Below are 16,738 nucleotides of genomic sequence, written 5' to 3' on the forward strand. Positions count from 1 at the left end.
ATGGCGCTTTGGTGTATGCTATCGCGCCTTTTTCCTCTCATTGACTGTCGAGAATGCCCCATGCAGCTTTCCTCGCTTACCGCGGTTTCGCCTATTGACGGCCGCTATGCCAGCAAAACCCAAGCCCTGCGCCCGATTTTCAGCGAATACGGTCTGATCCGTTTCCGCGCCATGGTTGAAGTTCGCTGGCTCCAGCGCTTGGCCTCGCATGATGCCATCCCCGAAGTAGCGCCCTTCTCCACGCAGGCCAATGAGATTCTGGAAAAGCTGGTAACCAGTTTTAGCCTGGAGCAGGCAGAACGGGTAAAGGAAATCGAGCGCACGACCAACCACGACGTCAAGGCTATTGAGTATCTGCTGAAAGAGCAGGCTGCAGCACTGCCTGAGCTCAATGCCGTCAGCGAATTTATCCACTTCGCCTGCACATCAGAAGATATCAATAACCTTTCTCATGCACTCATGCTTCGCGAAGGTCGTGATACCGTTCTATTACCACTGATGCGTAACATCTCGGGCGCCATCCGCGAGCTGGCACACCGTTTTGCCGACGTCCCGATGCTGTCGCGCACTCATGGACAGCCAGCCTCCCCTACTACACTGGGTAAGGAACTGGCCAACGTGGTGTATCGCCTGGATCGCCAGATCAAGCAGATTGCTGGTATCGAGCTGCTTGGCAAGATCAACGGCGCCGTAGGTAACTACAACGCACACCTGTCGGCCTATTCCCAAATCAATTGGGAGGCGAACGCACAAGCCTTCGTCGAGAATGACCTGGGTCTTACCTGGAACCCCTACACTACGCAAATCGAGCCGCATGACTATATTGCGGAACTGTTCGATGCCATTGCTCGCTTCAACACCATCCTGATCGATTTTGATCGGGATATCTGGGGCTATATTTCGCTAGGCTACTTCAAGCAGAAAACCGTTGCGGGCGAAATCGGTTCTTCGACCATGCCACATAAGGTCAATCCGATCGACTTCGAGAACTCCGAAGGCAACCTTGGTATTGCCAATGCACTTCTGCAGCACCTTGCCAGCAAGTTGCCTATCTCTCGCTGGCAGCGCGACCTGACCGACTCGACGGTGCTTCGTAATCTGGGTGTCGGCTTCGCCCATAGTGTTATTGCCTATGAAGCCACGCTCAAGGGCATCAGCAAGCTGGAGCTGAATGCGCAGCGTATCGCTGACGATCTGGACAACTGCTGGGAAGTCTTGGCCGAGCCGGTTCAAACCGTCATGCGTCGTTACGGCGTAGCTAATCCGTATGAAAAGCTCAAGGAATTGACCCGCGGCAAAGGCATCAGCGCCGAAGCCCTGCAAACTTTTATTGAAGGGTTGGACATTCCTGCAGAGGCCAAGGCAGAACTCAAGGCGCTGACACCTGCCAACTATATTGGTAATGCTATAGAGCAAGCCAAGCGTATTTGAATACCGAGCCTATTCTTATGCCCGGCTGCGCCGGGCTTTTTTATTTCAGAGACAGACATGAACGCAGACACTCCTTTGCAACTGTTGGGCGGCCTGACGGCTCGAGAATTCCTGCGCGACTATTGGCAGCGCAAACCCCTGTTGATCCGTCAGGCCATCCCGGATTTCGAAACACCGCTATCTCCTGACGAACTGGCTGGCCTCGCTCTCGAAGAAGAAGTTGAGTCACGCATCATCGCGCCCGGAGAACAAGGCCCATGGCAGCTACGCCAAGGTCCCTTCAAGGAAGAAGACTTTTCTACCCTGCCTGAGCGTGAGTGGACACTGCTCGTTCAAGCGGTTGACCAGTTCGTTCCTGAAGTAGCCGAATTGGTCGAGCCATTCAAATTCCTGCCAAGCTGGCGCATCGACGACGTCATGATCAGCTATGCAGCACCAGGCGGCGGCGTTGGTCCCCACTACGACAACTACGACGTATTCCTTTTGCAAGGTTATGGTCGACGTCGCTGGAAGATCGGTCAGCGTTGCACCAGTGAAAGTCCTTTACAGGACAACCCGGATATCAAGATCCTGGCGGAATTTGAGCAGACCGATGAATGGGTGTTGGAACCCGGCGACATGTTGTATCTACCCCCTCAGCTTGCCCATGATGGCATTGCCGAGGATGAGTGCATGACCTATTCGATAGGTTTTCGCGCACCCAGTACCTCAGAGGTCTTGACGCACTTCACCGACTTTTTGACTCAGTTCATCCCGGAAGAAGAGCGCTATAGTGATGCAGGCACTGAACCTGCGCAGGCAGCAGACTCTGGCCAGATCAAGCAAGACGCTGTAGATCGCCTTAAAGCCCTTATACAAGAACACATCAATGATGAGCGGATGCTATTGGCCTGGTTTGGCCAATACATGACCGAGCCACGCTACCCTGAGCTGATCAGCGGCGAGTCTCTTCTAGAAGGTGATCTGGTCCAAGCTCTGGAAGATGGCGCCTGCCTTATACGCAACCCCAGCGCACGACTGGCCTGGTCACAAATGGGCGACGATGTGATGATTTTCGCGAGCGGTCAAAGCAGATTACTTTCCGGCCACCTTCAACCCTTGCTTGCGCTGGCATGCTCAGCTGACGCATTGCATCAAGAAAACCTGGGCAACTGGCTAGAGGATGAAGCCGGCCGGGAACTGATACGCGAACTCATTGAACAAGGCAGCCTGGTATTTGCTGATGAGTGATCTCTCTATCCGCGTCGCAGACTGGAAGCGTGACAACGAGGCCCTGAGACATATACGAGAAACCGTATTTGTCCAAGAGCAGGCTGTACCGCCAGAAATGGAATGGGACTCGGAAGATGAGCATGCCATACACTTTCTGGCTCAAGAGGGTCTTTATCCAGTAGGCACTGCTCGCCTACTGGAGGATGGCCGCATAGGTCGCGTTGCGGTTTTACGCGATTGGCGGGGCCTCAATGTTGGCTCAACCATCATGCATGCAGTGATATCCGAGGCCGAGCGACGCAGATTACATCGTCAGGTTTTGAGCGCACAAATCCAGGCCATTCCGTTTTATCAGCGCTTGGGGTTCACTGTCACCAGTGATGAATATCTGGAGGCGGGTATCGCCCATGTCGACATGACCAGACACTCTACGCTGGAGCAAACAGAGACCGTAGCAGCCGATGAAAAGCGTGAGATGCGCTTCGAGACTCCTGATGCTGCTGCTCTCCATATCGTTGAATTGCTTTCCCAGGCACGACGCAGCATCTGTATCTATAGTCCAGACTTTGAACCACAGCTATACAACCGCAGCGATGTAGAGCACGCCATTACACGTTTTTTACTGGCGCACCCTCGCAATCGCCTGCGTGTACTGCTCAAGGACTCAGGCCAAGCTGTACGTCAGAGCCATCGACTCATCAATCTGGCACGACGCCTGACCAGTAACTTTTTAATTCGCAGGCGCTCGCCTGATTATCCGGCAGACGACACCGCTTACGTACTGATAGACGATCAGGGCCTGGTGATTCGCAACAACCCACAGCTATATACCGGTACGGCCTATTACAACGCGAGAGCCACTGTTCGCTTGCAACAGAGCCGATTCGACAGCATCTGGCAAACCAGCCAATCGGACCCTAACGTGAGAAGCATGGTGTTATGAAGCCCTATCGCGCGTACTTGGCCTTATTTCTGTCCATGCTGATGACTGCTTTCGCAGCACAGGCGGCACCTCGTACTGAAGTGATTCCCCTTAATTACAGAGCCGCCGATGAACTGCTGCCTATCGTGCAATCCACTTTGGGCTCAGAAGGCAAAGTCAGTACCTATGGCAATCAACTCATCGTTAATGCTGAGTCGAACAAAATCACTGAAATCAAAAGCCTGTTATCTCAATTGGATACAGAGCCGCATCGCCTTTTGATTACTGTCGATACACGCGATGCAGATGAGGGCGATGAGCAGGGTTACTCGGTTAACGGACGACTGGGTAATCATCCAGACACGCAGGTTCGCATCATCAGTAACAGCACCGGCACACAGCAAGACGGCACACAGCAGGTACAGGCAACGGAAGGCTCCCCTGCCTTGGTCAAGATTGGTCAAAGCGTGCCTATTTCCACCACTGAAATCGACCCTTACGGTCGCCCTTATACCCGTACTGAGTATCGCGATCTCAACCGTGGCTTTTACGTTACTGCCAGCCTTACAGGCAATCTTGTACATTTGACAATAGATGGCGGCAACAACAGCCTGGACAGAAATCAGCCCAACACTATCAATACTCAATCCACCAGCACCCGCGTCAGCGGCCGGCTAGGCGAATGGATTACGCTGAGCGGTTTTTCACAGAATGCTTCACGCTCTGAAGACAGAATCCTGTATGAATATTCAACTCGGGGCAGTCAGGATACTCAACTCAGGGTCAAGGTGGACCTTCTCGACTAAAAACACCCTGGCGTATCAACCTTCAAGACGCACATATCTCACTAGCGTCCATGCATTGACTGCACTTCACAACACGCTTCATCTGTCGTATGCGAATCCAGGTGATATCAATAAGATATTACCTGGACCCTTCATATTAAACGCTAAACTTACGCAGCTTATTTATAAAGAACAATACTTCTAGCAATTGGGAGTGAGCCTGCTACGCTAATAACAAGAGCGATTTGCACGTATAAAACCAACTAAATCACTCAATTATTAGAGCGTCCAAATAGCGAATTTAGTTGAGAATAAATCTTAATAAACAAAGATTTAATCCACTTTACCTGAATACGATTGACGGAAATCATTTAAACAAATCTTTTTTCGTCAAAAATTTTACACACGCGTTATTCAGGAATAGAATTCCACCGCCGCTTGCGACGTCATGTCGCAGGATGAGGCAGGATTTTTACTAGCAAAAATGATAAGGACCATGAGCATGCCTGATACGACCGGTCTTCTAGCTCACAATTGGAGCTTTGCGATTTTCCTTTTGGGTGTAGTCGGTCTTATAGGATTCATGCTCGGCGTTTCCAGCCTGCTAGGCAGCCGTGCTGTTGGCCGTAGTAAAAACGATCCCTTCGAGTCGGGTATCGTTCCTACCGGTGGAGCGCGACTGCGCCTCTCCGCTAAATTCTATCTGGTCGCGATGCTGTTCGTGATCTTTGACGTCGAAGCGCTCTTTCTCTTCGCATGGTCCGTATCCGTCCGTGAATCAGGATGGGCTGGATTCATCGAAGTTACAGTTTTCATAGCAATTCTGTTGGCGGGTCTTGTTTACCTATGGCGGATCGGGGCGCTCGACTGGGCTCCTGAAGGCCGCCGTAAGCGGCAGGCGAAGCTAAAACAATGAGGCTTTGGCGATGCAATACAAACTTACCAGGATCGATCCCGATGCGGTCGTAGAACGCTATCCGGCCGGGACACGGGAAACCGTTTCCGATCCGACTGAAGGGCAAGTCCATAAGAACATCTTTATGGGCAAACTCGATGACGTCCTGCACAACACCGTCAACTGGGGGCGCAAGAACTCCCTCTGGCCTTACAACTTCGGTCTTTCGTGCTGCTATGTGGAAATGACCACAGCGTTTACCGCGCCGCACGATATCGCCCGCTTTGGTGCTGAAGTTATCCGGGCCTCACCGCGGCAGGCGGATTTCATGGTGGTGGCAGGTACCTGCTTTATAAAGATGGCTCCGGTCATTCAGCGTCTGTACGAACAGATGCTCGAACCCAAGTGGGTCATCTCAATGGGCGCCTGCGCTAATTCCGGTGGTATGTACGACGTGTACTCGGTAGTCCAGGGCGTGGACAAGTTCCTGCCTGTAGACGTCTATATTCCGGGCTGCCCTCCTCGTCCCGAGGCATTCCTCCAAGGCTTGATGCTCTTGCAGGACTCGATTGGCGAAGAGCGTCGTCCACTCTCATGGGTTGTTGGTGAGCAAGGTATTTATCGTGCCGAGATGCCAGCCCAACGAGAGCAGCGACGCGAACAGCGTATTCAGGTAACCAACCTGCGCAGCCCCGACGAAGTGTGAGCCCTCAGGCTCACACGTGACGTTGACCGATAGCGACGGATAATCATGACTGCAGACACTGTTCTGTCCGCACCCCTGCACGCTGCCCAAGATGAAGGCGTGGTGGGTGAACTCAAGGCACGCTTTAGCGCGGATGCGCTAACTGTTCAAACTACTCGTACGGGCATGCCCGTAGTGTGGGTGCCCCGTGAAAAGCTTAAAGAAGTACTGACCTACCTGCGTAACCTGCCGCGTCCGTACGTCATGCTGTACGACCTGCACGGCATGGATGAACGGCTGCGTACCCAGCGCCGCGGCCTGCCGCCAGCCGACTTCACTGTGTTCTATCAGTTGATGTCCATCGAGCGGAATAGCGATGTGATGATCAAGGTCGCGCTGTCGATGAACGATCTGACCTTGCCCACCGTGACTGATATCTGGCCGAACGCTAACTGGTACGAGCGTGAAGTCTGGGACATGTTCGGCATCCGGTTCGACGGCCATCCCCTGCTCAAGCGGATGCTGATGCCTGACAGCTGGCAAGGCCACCCGCTGCGCAAGGACTATCCAGCCCGCGCGACGGAATTCGACCCCTACGCCCTGAACGCGGCCAAGCAGGATCTGGAGCAGGAAACCCTACGCTTCAAGCCTGAAGAATGGGGCATGAAGCAGCAGAGCGACACGTCTGACTTCATGTTCCTGAACCTGGGTCCGAACCACCCGTCCGCCCACGGTGCCTTCCGTATCATTCTTCAGCTGGACGGCGAAGAAATTGTCGACTGCGTTCCCGAGATCGGCTATCACCACCGCGCAGCCGAGAAAACTGGCGAGCGTCAGTCCTGGCACAGTTACATTCCTTATACCGACCGGGTTGACTACCTGGGCGGTGTCATGAACAACCTTCCCTACGTATTGGCCGTTGAAAAGCTTGCCGGAATTACAGTCCCCGCGCGGGTTGAAGTGATTCGAATCATGATGTGTGAATACTTCCGCATCATGAGTCATCTCCTGTTCCTGGGTACCTATATTCAGGACGTAGGCGCCATGACACCGGTCTTCTTCGCCTTTACGGATCGTCAGCGCGCCTACAAGGTGGTAGAAGCCATTACCGGCTTCCGGATGCACCCAGCATGGTTCCGTATTGGCGGTGTGGCCCATGACCTGCCTCGAGGATGGGACAAGCTGGTCAAGGAGTTCGTTGACTGGCTACCCAAGCGTCTGGATGAATACGAAAAATCAGCCATTCGGAACAGTATCCTAAAAGGTCGTACCGTAGGTGTAGCCCATTACAACACTGAAGAAGCATTGCGCTGGGGCGTAACCGGCCCGAACTTGAGAGCCACCGGCCTGAACTTCGACATGCGCAAGGCACGGCCTTATTCGGGTTATCAGAACTTCGAATTCGAAGTCCCTATCGCGCACAACGGCGATGCCTATGATCGTTGCCTGGTCCGTATCGAAGAGATGCGTCAGAGCCTGCGCATTATCGATCAGTGTCTGAAGAACATGCCTGAAGGCCCCTTCAAGGCAGACCATCCGCTGACGACGCCGCCGCCTAAAGAGCGCACGCTGCAACACATCGAGACCCTGATCACTCACTTCCTGCAAGTTTCCTGGGGACCGGTCATGCCGGCCAACGAATCCATGCAGATAATCGAGGCGACCAAAGGGTTGAACAGTTATTACCTGACGAGCGATGGCAGCACCATGAGCTACCGGACTCGCATTCGTACGCCCAGCTTCCCGCATCTGCAACAGATCCCCTCGGTGATCCGAGGCAGCATGGTGGCGGACCTGATCGCCTACCTGGGCAGTATCGATTTCGTCATGGCCGATGTGGACCGCTGATCATGAGTACACTGATTCAAACTGATCGTTTCGAGCTGAGTGAAACCGAACGCTCTGCCATCGAACATGAAATGCATCACTACGAGGATGCCCGTGCGGCATCTATCGAAGCACTGAAAATCGTTCAAACGGAACGTGGCTGGGTCCCGGATGGCGCTATCTATGCCATCGGTGAAATCCTCGGCATTCCTGCAAGCGATGTGGAAGGCGTAGCTACCTTCTATAGCCAGATTTTTCGTCAGCCCGTCGGCCGTCATATCATCCGCGTCTGCGACAGCATGGTCTGCTATATCGGTGGCCATGAATCCGTACTGGGACAGATCCAGGAGCAATTAGGTATCGGCCTGGGCCAGACGACCGCTGATGGTCGCTTTACCCTGCTCCCGACATGCTGCCTTGGCAACTGCGACAAAGCCCCTGCCCTGATGATCGATGAGGACACTTACGGCAATATCCAGCCGTCCGGTGTCGCCAAATTGCTGGAGGGTTATGTATGACGCTTACCTCCGTGGGTCCTGCGAACAAAATCGCTCGTACACCTGAAACTCACCCGCTTACCTGGCGTCTGCGTGACGATGCCGCGCCGGTCTGGCTTGAGGAATACACGTCCAAAGACGGCTATAGCGCTGCGCGCAAGGCGCTGGCTGACATGGCATCTACGGATATCGTTCAGACTGTCAAGGACTCGGGCCTCAAGGGCCGCGGTGGTGCGGGTTTCCCGACTGGCGTCAAATGGGGCCTGATGCCTGCTGATGAAAGTCTGAACATTCGTTATCTGCTGTGCAACGCTGACGAAATGGAGCCTAACACCTGGAAGGACCGCCTGCTCATGGAGCAGCTGCCGCACCTCCTGGTAGAAGGCATGATCATCAGCGCACGGGCCTTGAAGGCCTACCGCGGTTATATCTTTCTTCGTGGTGAGTATGTCGATGCCGCACGCAACCTGAATCGCGCCATCGAGGAAGCCAAGGCCGCCGGCTACCTTGGCAAAAACATCTTTGGCAGTGGCTTTGACTTCGAGCTGTTTGTTCACACTGGTGCGGGCCGCTACATCTGCGGTGAAGAAACCGCCCTGATCAATTCGCTTGAAGGCCGCCGGGCCAACCCACGTTCCAAACCGCCTTTCCCTGCTGCTGTTGGCGTCTGGGGCAAGCCGACTTGCGTAAATAATGTCGAAACCCTGTGCAACGTGCCAGCCATCGTCGCCAATGGCGTCGATTGGTACAAATCATTGGCGCGCGAGGGAAGCGAAGACATGGGTACAAAACTCATGGGCTTCTCCGGCAAAGTCAAGAATCCCGGGGTGTGGGAGTTGCCGTTTGGCATACCCGCTCAAGAGCTATTCGAAGACTATGCTGGCGGTATGCGCGAAGGCTATACCCTGAAGGCCTGGCAGCCAGGTGGTGCAGGCACGGGCTTTCTGCTGCCGGAGCATCTCTCGGCACCTATGTTTGCTGGCGGTATCGCCAAAGTGGGTACCCGTATGGGTACCGGCCTCGCCATGGCGGTAGACCATACCGTTAATATGGTTTCGCTGCTGCGCAACATGGAAGAGTTCTTTGCCCGTGAGTCCTGTGGCTGGTGTACGCCCTGCCGCGACGGTCTGCCATGGAGCGTCAAGCTCTTGCGCGCGCTGGAAAAAGGCGAAGGTCAAAGCGGCGATATCGAGACGCTACTGCAGCTATGCACCTTCCTTGGCCCAGGCAAAACGTTCTGTGCTCATGCCCCTGGTGCGGTCGAGCCACTGGCCAGCGCAATCAAGTATTTCCGCAGCGAATTCGAGGCGGGCGTGAAGAAGGCTCCCAGCGAGCCCCAGCCTTCCGTTGTAGAAACAGTCATTTGATTTGTGTGCCGGCTCGCTGAGCTGGCCACTGTCGCCGCCTGAACGCATGTGTAAAGACGGCGACACCGTGATTCCAATAGCCACGCCGCGGTAAGGCTATGGAGAGGCTAAAGCCTGTCCAGGTCCCCCGGCAAACGAAGACTGAAGAACCATGGCCACTATCCACGTAGACGGCAAAGAGTACGAAGTCGACGGTGCGGACAACCTTTTGGAGGCTTGCCTGTCCCTCGGTCTCGATATTCCCTATTTCTGCTGGCACCCGGCGCTCGGTAGCGTCGGTGCCTGCCGACAGTGTGCGGTCAAGCAGTTTGCTGATGAGAACGACACCCGTGGTCGCCTCGTCATGTCCTGCATGACGCCTTCGACGGACAAGACCTATATATCCATTGATGACCAGGAAGCCAAAGACTTCCGCAGTAGTGTCATTGAATGGCTGATGACCAACCATCCGCACGACTGCCCGGTTTGTGAGGAAGGCGGTCATTGCCACTTGCAAGACATGACCGTGATGACAGGCCATAACAAGCGCCGTTATCGCTTCACCAAGCGCACCCACCAGAACCAGGACCTGGGCCCGTTCATTTCCCATGAGATGAACCGCTGTATCGCCTGCTACCGCTGCGTGCGCTATTACAAGGATTACGCGGGCGGCACTGATCTGGGCGTTTATGGCGCCCATGACAATGTGTATTTTGGCCGCGTTGAGGAAGGCACACTGGAAAGCGAGTTTTCCGGAAACCTGACTGAAGTCTGCCCAACCGGTGTGTTTACCGACAAGACCCACTCCGAGCGCTACAACCGCAAGTGGGACATGCAGTTTGCACCAAGCATCTGTCATGGCTGCTCGTCTGGTTGCAACATCAGCCCCGGTGAGCGCTATGGCGAGCTTCGTCGTATCGAGAACCGTTACAACGGCTCGGTTAATCATTATTTCCTGTGCGACCGTGGCCGCTTCGGGTATGGCTATGTGAACCGCAAGGATCGCCCTCGCCAGGCACTGCTGCGTAACGGCTCGCTCAACGCAGGGGTAGATGCTGCACTGGATAAGGCTGCCGAGCTATTGCGTGGGCGTAGGGTAATCGGTATCGGCTCTCCCCGTGCTAGCCTGGAAAGCAACTATGCACTACGTGAACTGGTAGGTGCAGAAAACTATTACAGCGGCATGGCCAAGCATGAGCTTGAACATGTCCGCCTTGTATTGGATGTCTTGCGTAACAGCCCTCTTCCTGTACCCACCATCCGCGACATCGAGCACCATGACGCTGTGCTGGTGCTAGGCGAAGACCTGACCCAGACCGCAGCCCGTGTCGCCCTGGCAGTCCGTCAGGCAGCCAAAGGCAAGGCAACCGATATTGCAGCGGCAGCTCGTATTCCTGAGTGGCACAAGGCGGCTGTCCAGACCATCGGGCAGTCCAGCAAAAACCCCGTGTTTCTGGCCAGCCTGGCTGAGACACGTCTGGATGACATCGCTGCGCAGACTATCCACGGTGCGCCGGAAGATCTGGCTCGCTTCGGCTTTGCACTGGCCAACGCTCTCGACGCTTCCGCTCCGGCAGTAGAAGGTCTGAGCGATGAAGTAGCGCAGCAGGTCAAGTTGGTGGCCGACACCCTGCTCAATGCCAAGCGTCCGCTCATTATCTCGGGTACTTCACTGGGATCACGCGCGCTGATCGAGGCTGCTGCCAACATTGCCAAGGCACTGGCGCTGAAGGAAAAGAACGGCTCGCTGAGCCTTGTCGTTCCCGAAGCCAACAGCATGGGCCTGGCCATTTTTGGCGGCGAGTCGGTAGATGATGCGTTCGACGCGCTGACAGCGGGTAAAGCCGACGCGCTGGTCGTGCTGGAAAACGACCTGTTCCGTCGCGCCGACTCTGCACGCGTAGAAGAAGCACTCAAGGCAGCCAAAACGTTGATCGTACTGGACCATCAGCGTACAGCTACGGCAGAGCGTGCCGACCTGGTCCTGCCAGCCGCAAGCTTTGCGGAAGGTGATGGCACCCTGGTAAGCCAGGAGGGCCGTGCCCAGCGTTTCTTCCAGGTGTACGAGCCTACTTATTACGATCCGAGCAGCCTGATTCGTGAAGGCTGGCGTTGGCTACATGCACTGCATAGCACCTTGCAGGGCAAGGCCGTGGACTGGACGCAGCTGGACCAGGTTACCGAGGCCTGTGCAGCAAGCCATCCAAGCCTGGCTGGCATTCGGGATGCAGCGCCCAGCGCGTCCTTCCGTATCAAGGGCCAGAAGCTTTCCCGTGAGCCTCACCGTTACAGCGGTCGTACTGCAATGCGCGCCAATATCAGCGTTCACGAGCCGCGAACGCCACAGGATATAGACTCTGCCTTCGCCTTCTCCATGGAAGGCTATTACGGCAGCGCCGAACCCCGTCAGCAGATCGCATTTGCCTGGTCTCCTGGCTGGAACTCGCCGCAAGCCTGGAACAAGTTCCAGGACGAGGTAGGCGGACATCTGCGTGCGGGCGATCCTGGTATTCGTCTGATTGAGTCTTCTGGCGATCGCCTGAGCTGGTTCAACGCCATTCCGGCAGCCTATTCCGCTCAGGCGAACCAGTGGAAAGCCGTACCGATCCATCATTTGTTCGGCAGTGAAGAGACCTCGGCTCGCTCGGAGACTTTCCAGGAGCGTATCCCCGAAGTTTACGTCGCGCTTGCAAAAGCTGATGCAGACCGTCTGGGCGTCAATCCTGGTGCCAAGGTCAGCGTTACGGTTGCTGGTCAGGCGCTGAGCCTGCCGCTGATGGTCAAACCTGGTCTGGCTGCTGGCTTGATCGGCTTGCCGGTGGGGTTTGAAGGCATCCCAGCCCGCCTGGCGGGTCTTACCATCGATCGCGTCCAGGAGGCTGCGCAATGAGTTGGTTAACCCCTTCCGTCATCGCCATTATCCTGGCCGTCGTGAAGGCCATCGTGATCCTGTTGGCCGTCGTTATCTGCGGCGCGCTGCTTAGCTGGGTCGAGCGCCGTCTGCTTGGCCTCTGGCAGGATCGTCACGGGCCAAACCGTGTCGGTCCTTTCGGTGCCTTCCAGCTGGGCGCCGACATGATCAAGATGTTCTTCAAGGAAGACTGGACGCCACCGTTCGCGGACAAGATGACGTTCATGCTGGCACCCGTCATTGCGATGAGCGCCTTGCTGATCGCGTTTGCCGTGGTACCGATCACACCTACCTGGGGTGTGGCGGACCTGAACATTGGTCTTCTGTTCTTCTTTGCGATGGCTGGCCTTGCAGTCTATGCAGTGCTGTTCGCAGGCTGGTCTAGCAACAATAAGTTCGCCTTGCTGGGTAGCATGCGCGCTTCAGCCCAAACCGTCTCCTACGAGGTGTTCATGGGGCTTTCGCTCATGGGCGTCGTCGCGGTGACCGGCTCTTTCAACATGCGAGATATTGTTGAAGCGCAGCATCAGGGCTTGTGGTTCATCATCCCTCAGTTTTTCGGCTTTTGTACCTTCCTGATCGCAGGCGTTGCGGTGACTCACCGCCACCCCTTTGACCAGCCGGAGGCAGAGCAGGAGCTGGCAGATGGTTACCACGTTGAATATGCCGGCATGAAGTGGGGCATGTTCTTCGTAGGCGAATACATTGGCATCGTGCTGGTGTCTGCCCTGCTCGTCACGCTGTTCTTTGGTGGCTGGCATGGTCCGCTGTTGCCACCCTTCATCTGGTTCGCCCTGAAGACTGCGTTCTTCATCATGCTGTTCATTTTGCTGCGTGCGTCTATCCCACGTCCGCGCTATGACCAGGTGATGGCGTTCAGCTGGAAGGTGTGTCTGCCGCTGACCCTGATCAATCTGCTCGTTACCGGTGCGGTGGTTTTGTATAACGCCACCCCGGCCGTGGTTCACTGAGGAGAGCCGCCATGTTCAAAGAAATAGTCAATGTCGTGCATGGCACATGGACTCAGCTACGAAGCGTGCTGATGATCTTTTCCCATGCCTTTAGAAAGCGCGACACCCTGCAGTACCCCGAGGAGCCGGTTTATCTGCCGCCTCGTTATCGAGGCCGGATTGTCCTGACCCGTGATCCCGATGGGCAGGAGCGCTGCGTGGCGTGCAACCTGTGTGCGGTAGCGTGCCCGGTAGGCTGTATTTCCCTGCAGAAAACCGAAGCAGAAGACGGTCGCTGGTATCCGGAGTTCTTCCGTATCAACTTCTCCCGCTGCATTTTCTGCGGCATGTGTGAAGAGGCTTGTCCTACCACTGCTATCCAGCTGACACCGGACTTTGAGATGTGCGAGTACGAGCGTCAGAACCTGGTGTACGAGAAGGAGCATCTGCTCATCTCCGGACCCGGCAAGTACCCGGACTACAACTTCTATCGCGTCGCCGGTATGTCCATTGCGGGCAAACCCAAGGGTGCTGCGAAGAGCGAGGCCGAGCCAATCAACGTCAAGAGCCTGCTGCCGTAAGGACGGAAAGATGGAATTTGCTTTCTATTTCGCTGCCGGTGTCGCCGTACTGGCCACGTTCAGGGTGATTACCAACCGTAATCCGGTACATGCCCTGCTCTACCTCATCATCTCGCTGCTAGCGGTCTCGATGACCTTCTTCAGCCTTGGCGCTCCATTCGCCGGTGCGCTTGAGGTCATCGTATACGCTGGCGCCATCATGGTGTTGTTCGTATTCGTCGTGATGATGCTCAACCTCGGCCCTGCTGTGGTTGAGCAGGAACGCAAGTGGTTAACGCCTGGCATCTGGGTTGGCCCTTCGATTCTTTCCATCGCGTTGCTGGTCGAGTTGCTGCTGGTGCTGGGCAGAATGCCCGGCGGTGCAAGCATCGGTCATACCACGGTTGATGCAAAAGCGGTTGGTATCAGCCTGTTCGGCCCCTATCTGCTAGCGGTCGAACTGGCGTCGATGCTGCTCCTGGCTGCGCTGGTTGCGGCCTATCACTTGGGCCGGCAACAAGACGTCAAAGGCGTCGGCGAGTAACTCGTTAAGGAATGGACCTATGAATGCGATACCTCTGGAACATGGTCTGGCACTTGCCGGCGCGTTGTTCGCCCTGGGTCTGGTTGGCCTGATGGTACGGCGCAACATCCTGTTCATATTGATGAGTCTGGAAATCATGATGAATGCTTCCGCCCTGGCTTTTGTGGTCGGTGGCAGCCGTTGGGGGCAACCGGATGGTCAGGTGATGTTCATTCTGGTACTGAGCCTTGCTGCTGCCGAGGCGAGTATCGGCCTGGCGATCCTGCTGCAACTGTATCGCCGTTTCCAAACCCTCGATGTCGATGCTGCCAGCGAGATGCGCGGATGAACCTGTTACCTCTTACCTTCGTCTTTCCCCTTATCGGGTTTGTGCTGCTGGCGTTTTCCCGTAGCCGCTGGTCCGAAAACCTATCTGCCCTGATTGGAGTAGGCTCGATCGGGCTATCTGCTCTTACAGCCGCCTGGGTTAGCTGGCAGTTCCTGTCCAGCCCGCCGCCTTCCGGCGCTGTCACCCAGGTGCTGTGGAACTGGATGACCGTTGATGGCTTTGCACCCAACATCGCGTTGTACCTGGATGGTCTCTCGGTAACCATGCTGTGTGTGGTCACCGGTGTAGGCTTTCTGATTCACCTGTTTGCCTCCTGGTACATGCGCGGTGAAGCAGGCTATGCACGCTTTTTTGCCTATACCAACTTGTTCGTGGCAAGCATGTTGTTCCTGGTACTGGGCGATAACCTGCTCTTCCTCTACTTTGGTTGGGAAGGTGTAGGCCTGTGCAGTTACCTACTGATCGGGTTCTACTACAGCGAACGTGCCAACGGTAACGCCGCACTCAAGGCCTTTATCGTAACCCGCGTGGGCGACGTGTTCATGGCCTTCGGTCTGTTTATCCTGTTCATGACACTGGGCACGCTGGATATCCAGGAACTGCTGACTCGTGCGCCAGATGTGTTCACGATGAACGATCCGCTGCTGATGCTGGCTACGCTGATGCTGCTGGGTGGTGCGGTAGGTAAATCTGCCCAGCTGCCTTTGCAAACCTGGCTGGCCGATGCGATGGCAGGCCCGACCCCAGTATCGGCGCTGATCCACGCAGCGACCATGGTGACTGCCGGCGTATACCTGATCGCCCGTTGTCATGGATTGTTCGAGCTGACGCCTTCGATTTTGCATCTAGTGGGTATCGTGGGTGCGGTTACGCTGGTACTGGCAGGCTTTGCTGCACTGGTACAAACCGACATCAAGCGTATCCTCGCGTACTCCACCATGAGCCAGATCGGCTACATGTTCCTGGCCCTGGGTGTAGGCGCCTGGAGCGGTGCGATCTTCCATCTGATGACCCATGCGTTCTTCAAGGCACTTCTGTTCCTTGCGTCCGGCTCTGTCATCCTGGCTTGTCATCACGAGCAGAACATCTTCAAGATGGGCGGTCTTTGGAAAAAGATTCCGCTGGCCTATGCAAGCTTCCTGGTTGGTGGCTCAGCGCTGGCAGCGCTACCGCTGATTACGGCTGGCTTCTACTCAAAAGACGAGATCCTCTGGGAAGCCTTTGCCAGTGGCCATCAGAATCTGCTGATTGCAGGCCTAATAGGTGCCTTCCTGACCTCGATCTACACCTTCCGCCTGATCTTTATCGTGTTCCACGGTGAAGCCAAGACTGAGGCCCATGGTGGTCATGGGATCGCACATCACTTGCCACTAATCGTACTGATCGTATTGTCCACCTTTATCGGCGCCTGGATCACACCACCGCTGGCGGGTGTACTGCCTCAGTCGGCTGGCCATGCAGGTGGCGAAGCCAAGCACAGTCTGGAAATTGCCTCAGGCGCCATTGCATTGGCCGGCATCCTGTTGGCGGCCCTGCTCTTCCTGGGCAAGCGTCGCTTTGTCAGTGCACTTGCCAAGAGTGCTCCGGGTCGATTCTTTGGTACCTGGTGGTATCACGCCTGGGGCTTCGACTGGCTCTACAATTGGATCTTCGTGAAGCCTTACCTGGCGATTACCCGACTGCTGCGTAGCGATCCGATCGACAAGGCGATCCTGATTGTCCCGATCCTCGCGCGTGCCGGTAACCTCACGCTGAGCCTTACAGAGAACGGCCGCCTGCGTTGGTATGCTGCCTCCATCGTGGGTGGTGCAGTGCTGCTTCTGGCCGCACTGCTTCTGGCCTGAC

Annotated in this window: 14 protein-coding genes and 2 pseudogenes; all 16 read left to right on the forward strand. The window is 55.7% G+C overall.

Features of this window, described 5'->3' with window-relative positions:
- Positions 1-60: 60 nt before the first annotated feature.
- The gene (purB, locus tag AC4LF3_RS12465) at positions 61-1,431 is read left to right on the forward strand and encodes an adenylosuccinate lyase (protein ID WP_074823921.1); all 1,371 of its coding nucleotides are present in this window, start codon (positions 61-63) and stop codon (positions 1,429-1,431) included.
- A gap of 57 nt (positions 1,432-1,488) precedes the next feature.
- Positions 1,489-2,661, forward strand: coding sequence for a ribosomal protein uL16 3-hydroxylase (locus AC4LF3_RS12470; RefSeq protein ID WP_491835406.1), 1,173 nt, complete (start codon positions 1,489-1,491; stop codon positions 2,659-2,661).
- Positions 2,654-3,073 (forward strand): annotated as a pseudogene (locus AC4LF3_RS12475) (GNAT family N-acetyltransferase); the annotation flags it as partial. The gene AC4LF3_RS12470 and the pseudogene AC4LF3_RS12475, both read left to right, overlap by 8 nt.
- A gap of 72 nt (positions 3,074-3,145) precedes the next feature.
- Positions 3,146-3,586, forward strand: a pseudogene (locus AC4LF3_RS12480) (DUF7931 domain-containing protein); the annotation flags it as partial.
- Complete coding sequence (locus AC4LF3_RS12485; RefSeq protein ID WP_491835407.1) at positions 3,583-4,371, forward strand: secretin N-terminal domain-containing protein; 789 nt, start codon at positions 3,583-3,585, stop codon at positions 4,369-4,371. The pseudogene AC4LF3_RS12480 and the gene AC4LF3_RS12485, both read left to right, overlap by 4 nt.
- Before the next feature lie 481 nt (positions 4,372-4,852).
- Positions 4,853-5,266: an NADH-quinone oxidoreductase subunit A gene (locus AC4LF3_RS12490; RefSeq protein ID WP_010794902.1), complete on the forward strand. Its 414-nt coding sequence runs from the start codon at positions 4,853-4,855 to the stop codon at positions 5,264-5,266.
- A gap of 10 nt (positions 5,267-5,276) precedes the next feature.
- Entirely contained in the window at positions 5,277-5,951 is a 675-nt protein-coding gene (locus AC4LF3_RS12495; protein ID WP_010794903.1) for a NuoB/complex I 20 kDa subunit family protein, read from the forward strand.
- A gap of 45 nt (positions 5,952-5,996) precedes the next feature.
- Positions 5,997-7,778, forward strand: a complete 1,782-nt coding sequence (nuoC, locus tag AC4LF3_RS12500) for an NADH-quinone oxidoreductase subunit C/D (RefSeq protein WP_010794904.1) — start codon at positions 5,997-5,999, stop codon at positions 7,776-7,778.
- Positions 7,775-8,275, forward strand: coding sequence for an NADH-quinone oxidoreductase subunit NuoE (gene nuoE / locus AC4LF3_RS12505; RefSeq protein WP_173869050.1), 501 nt, complete (start codon positions 7,775-7,777; stop codon positions 8,273-8,275). Before nuoC ends, nuoE begins: the two co-directional genes overlap by 4 nt.
- A complete protein-coding gene (gene nuoF / locus AC4LF3_RS12510) occupies positions 8,272-9,621 on the forward strand; it encodes an NADH-quinone oxidoreductase subunit NuoF (protein WP_019365789.1) in 1,350 nt (449 codons plus the stop codon). Before nuoE ends, nuoF begins: the two co-directional genes overlap by 4 nt.
- Before the next feature lie 151 nt (positions 9,622-9,772).
- Positions 9,773-12,490, forward strand: a complete 2,718-nt coding sequence (gene nuoG, locus AC4LF3_RS12515) for an NADH-quinone oxidoreductase subunit NuoG (RefSeq protein ID WP_312272026.1) — start codon at positions 9,773-9,775, stop codon at positions 12,488-12,490.
- Complete coding sequence (nuoH, locus tag AC4LF3_RS12520; protein ID WP_010794908.1) at positions 12,487-13,482, forward strand: NADH-quinone oxidoreductase subunit NuoH; 996 nt, start codon at positions 12,487-12,489, stop codon at positions 13,480-13,482. The genes nuoG and nuoH overlap by 4 nt, the downstream gene beginning before the upstream one ends.
- An 11-nt stretch (positions 13,483-13,493) precedes the next feature.
- On the forward strand, positions 13,494-14,042 hold the full coding sequence (gene nuoI, locus AC4LF3_RS12525; protein ID WP_491835408.1) for an NADH-quinone oxidoreductase subunit NuoI: 549 nt from the start codon (positions 13,494-13,496) through the stop codon (positions 14,040-14,042).
- Positions 14,043-14,052: 10 nt separating this feature from the next.
- Positions 14,053-14,565 carry an NADH-quinone oxidoreductase subunit J gene (gene nuoJ / locus AC4LF3_RS12530; protein ID WP_010794910.1) on the forward strand — a complete coding sequence of 171 codons (513 nt, stop codon included), beginning with the start codon at positions 14,053-14,055 and terminating at the stop codon, positions 14,563-14,565.
- Positions 14,566-14,584: 19 nt separating this feature from the next.
- Positions 14,585-14,893 carry an NADH-quinone oxidoreductase subunit NuoK gene (nuoK, locus tag AC4LF3_RS12535; protein WP_010794911.1) on the forward strand — a complete coding sequence of 103 codons (309 nt, stop codon included), beginning with the start codon at positions 14,585-14,587 and terminating at the stop codon, positions 14,891-14,893.
- Positions 14,890-16,737 (forward strand): NADH-quinone oxidoreductase subunit L, encoded by a 1,848-nt coding sequence (gene nuoL / locus AC4LF3_RS12540; protein WP_150347060.1) that lies wholly within the window; start codon positions 14,890-14,892, stop codon positions 16,735-16,737. The genes nuoK and nuoL overlap by 4 nt, the downstream gene beginning before the upstream one ends.
- Position 16,738 lies beyond the last annotated feature (1 nt).

Source organism: Pseudomonas sp. C2.3V, assembly GCF_058536325.1.

Excerpts from the sequence above, each read along its gene's own strand:
- nuoC (WP_010794904.1), top strand. The coding sequence starts at position 5,997 with ATGACTGCAGACACTGTTCTGTCCGCACCCCTGCACGCTGCCCAAGAT.
- AC4LF3_RS12495 (WP_010794903.1), top strand. The coding sequence starts at position 5,277 with ATGCAATACAAACTTACCAGGATCGATCCCGATGCGGTCGTAGAACGC.
- nuoJ (WP_010794910.1), top strand. The coding sequence starts at position 14,053 with ATGGAATTTGCTTTCTATTTCGCTGCCGGTGTCGCCGTACTGGCCACG.
- nuoI (WP_491835408.1), top strand. The coding sequence starts at position 13,494 with ATGTTCAAAGAAATAGTCAATGTCGTGCATGGCACATGGACTCAGCTA.
- nuoK (WP_010794911.1), top strand. The coding sequence starts at position 14,585 with ATGAATGCGATACCTCTGGAACATGGTCTGGCACTTGCCGGCGCGTTG.
- nuoG (WP_312272026.1), top strand. The coding sequence starts at position 9,773 with ATGGCCACTATCCACGTAGACGGCAAAGAGTACGAAGTCGACGGTGCG.
- AC4LF3_RS12470 (WP_491835406.1), top strand. The coding sequence starts at position 1,489 with ATGAACGCAGACACTCCTTTGCAACTGTTGGGCGGCCTGACGGCTCGA.
- purB (WP_074823921.1), top strand. The coding sequence starts at position 61 with ATGCAGCTTTCCTCGCTTACCGCGGTTTCGCCTATTGACGGCCGCTAT.
- AC4LF3_RS12490 (WP_010794902.1), top strand. The coding sequence starts at position 4,853 with ATGCCTGATACGACCGGTCTTCTAGCTCACAATTGGAGCTTTGCGATT.
- nuoL (WP_150347060.1), top strand. The coding sequence starts at position 14,890 with ATGAACCTGTTACCTCTTACCTTCGTCTTTCCCCTTATCGGGTTTGTG.
- nuoH (WP_010794908.1), top strand. The coding sequence starts at position 12,487 with ATGAGTTGGTTAACCCCTTCCGTCATCGCCATTATCCTGGCCGTCGTG.
- AC4LF3_RS12485 (WP_491835407.1), top strand. The coding sequence starts at position 3,583 with ATGAAGCCCTATCGCGCGTACTTGGCCTTATTTCTGTCCATGCTGATG.
- nuoF (WP_019365789.1), top strand. The coding sequence starts at position 8,272 with ATGACGCTTACCTCCGTGGGTCCTGCGAACAAAATCGCTCGTACACCT.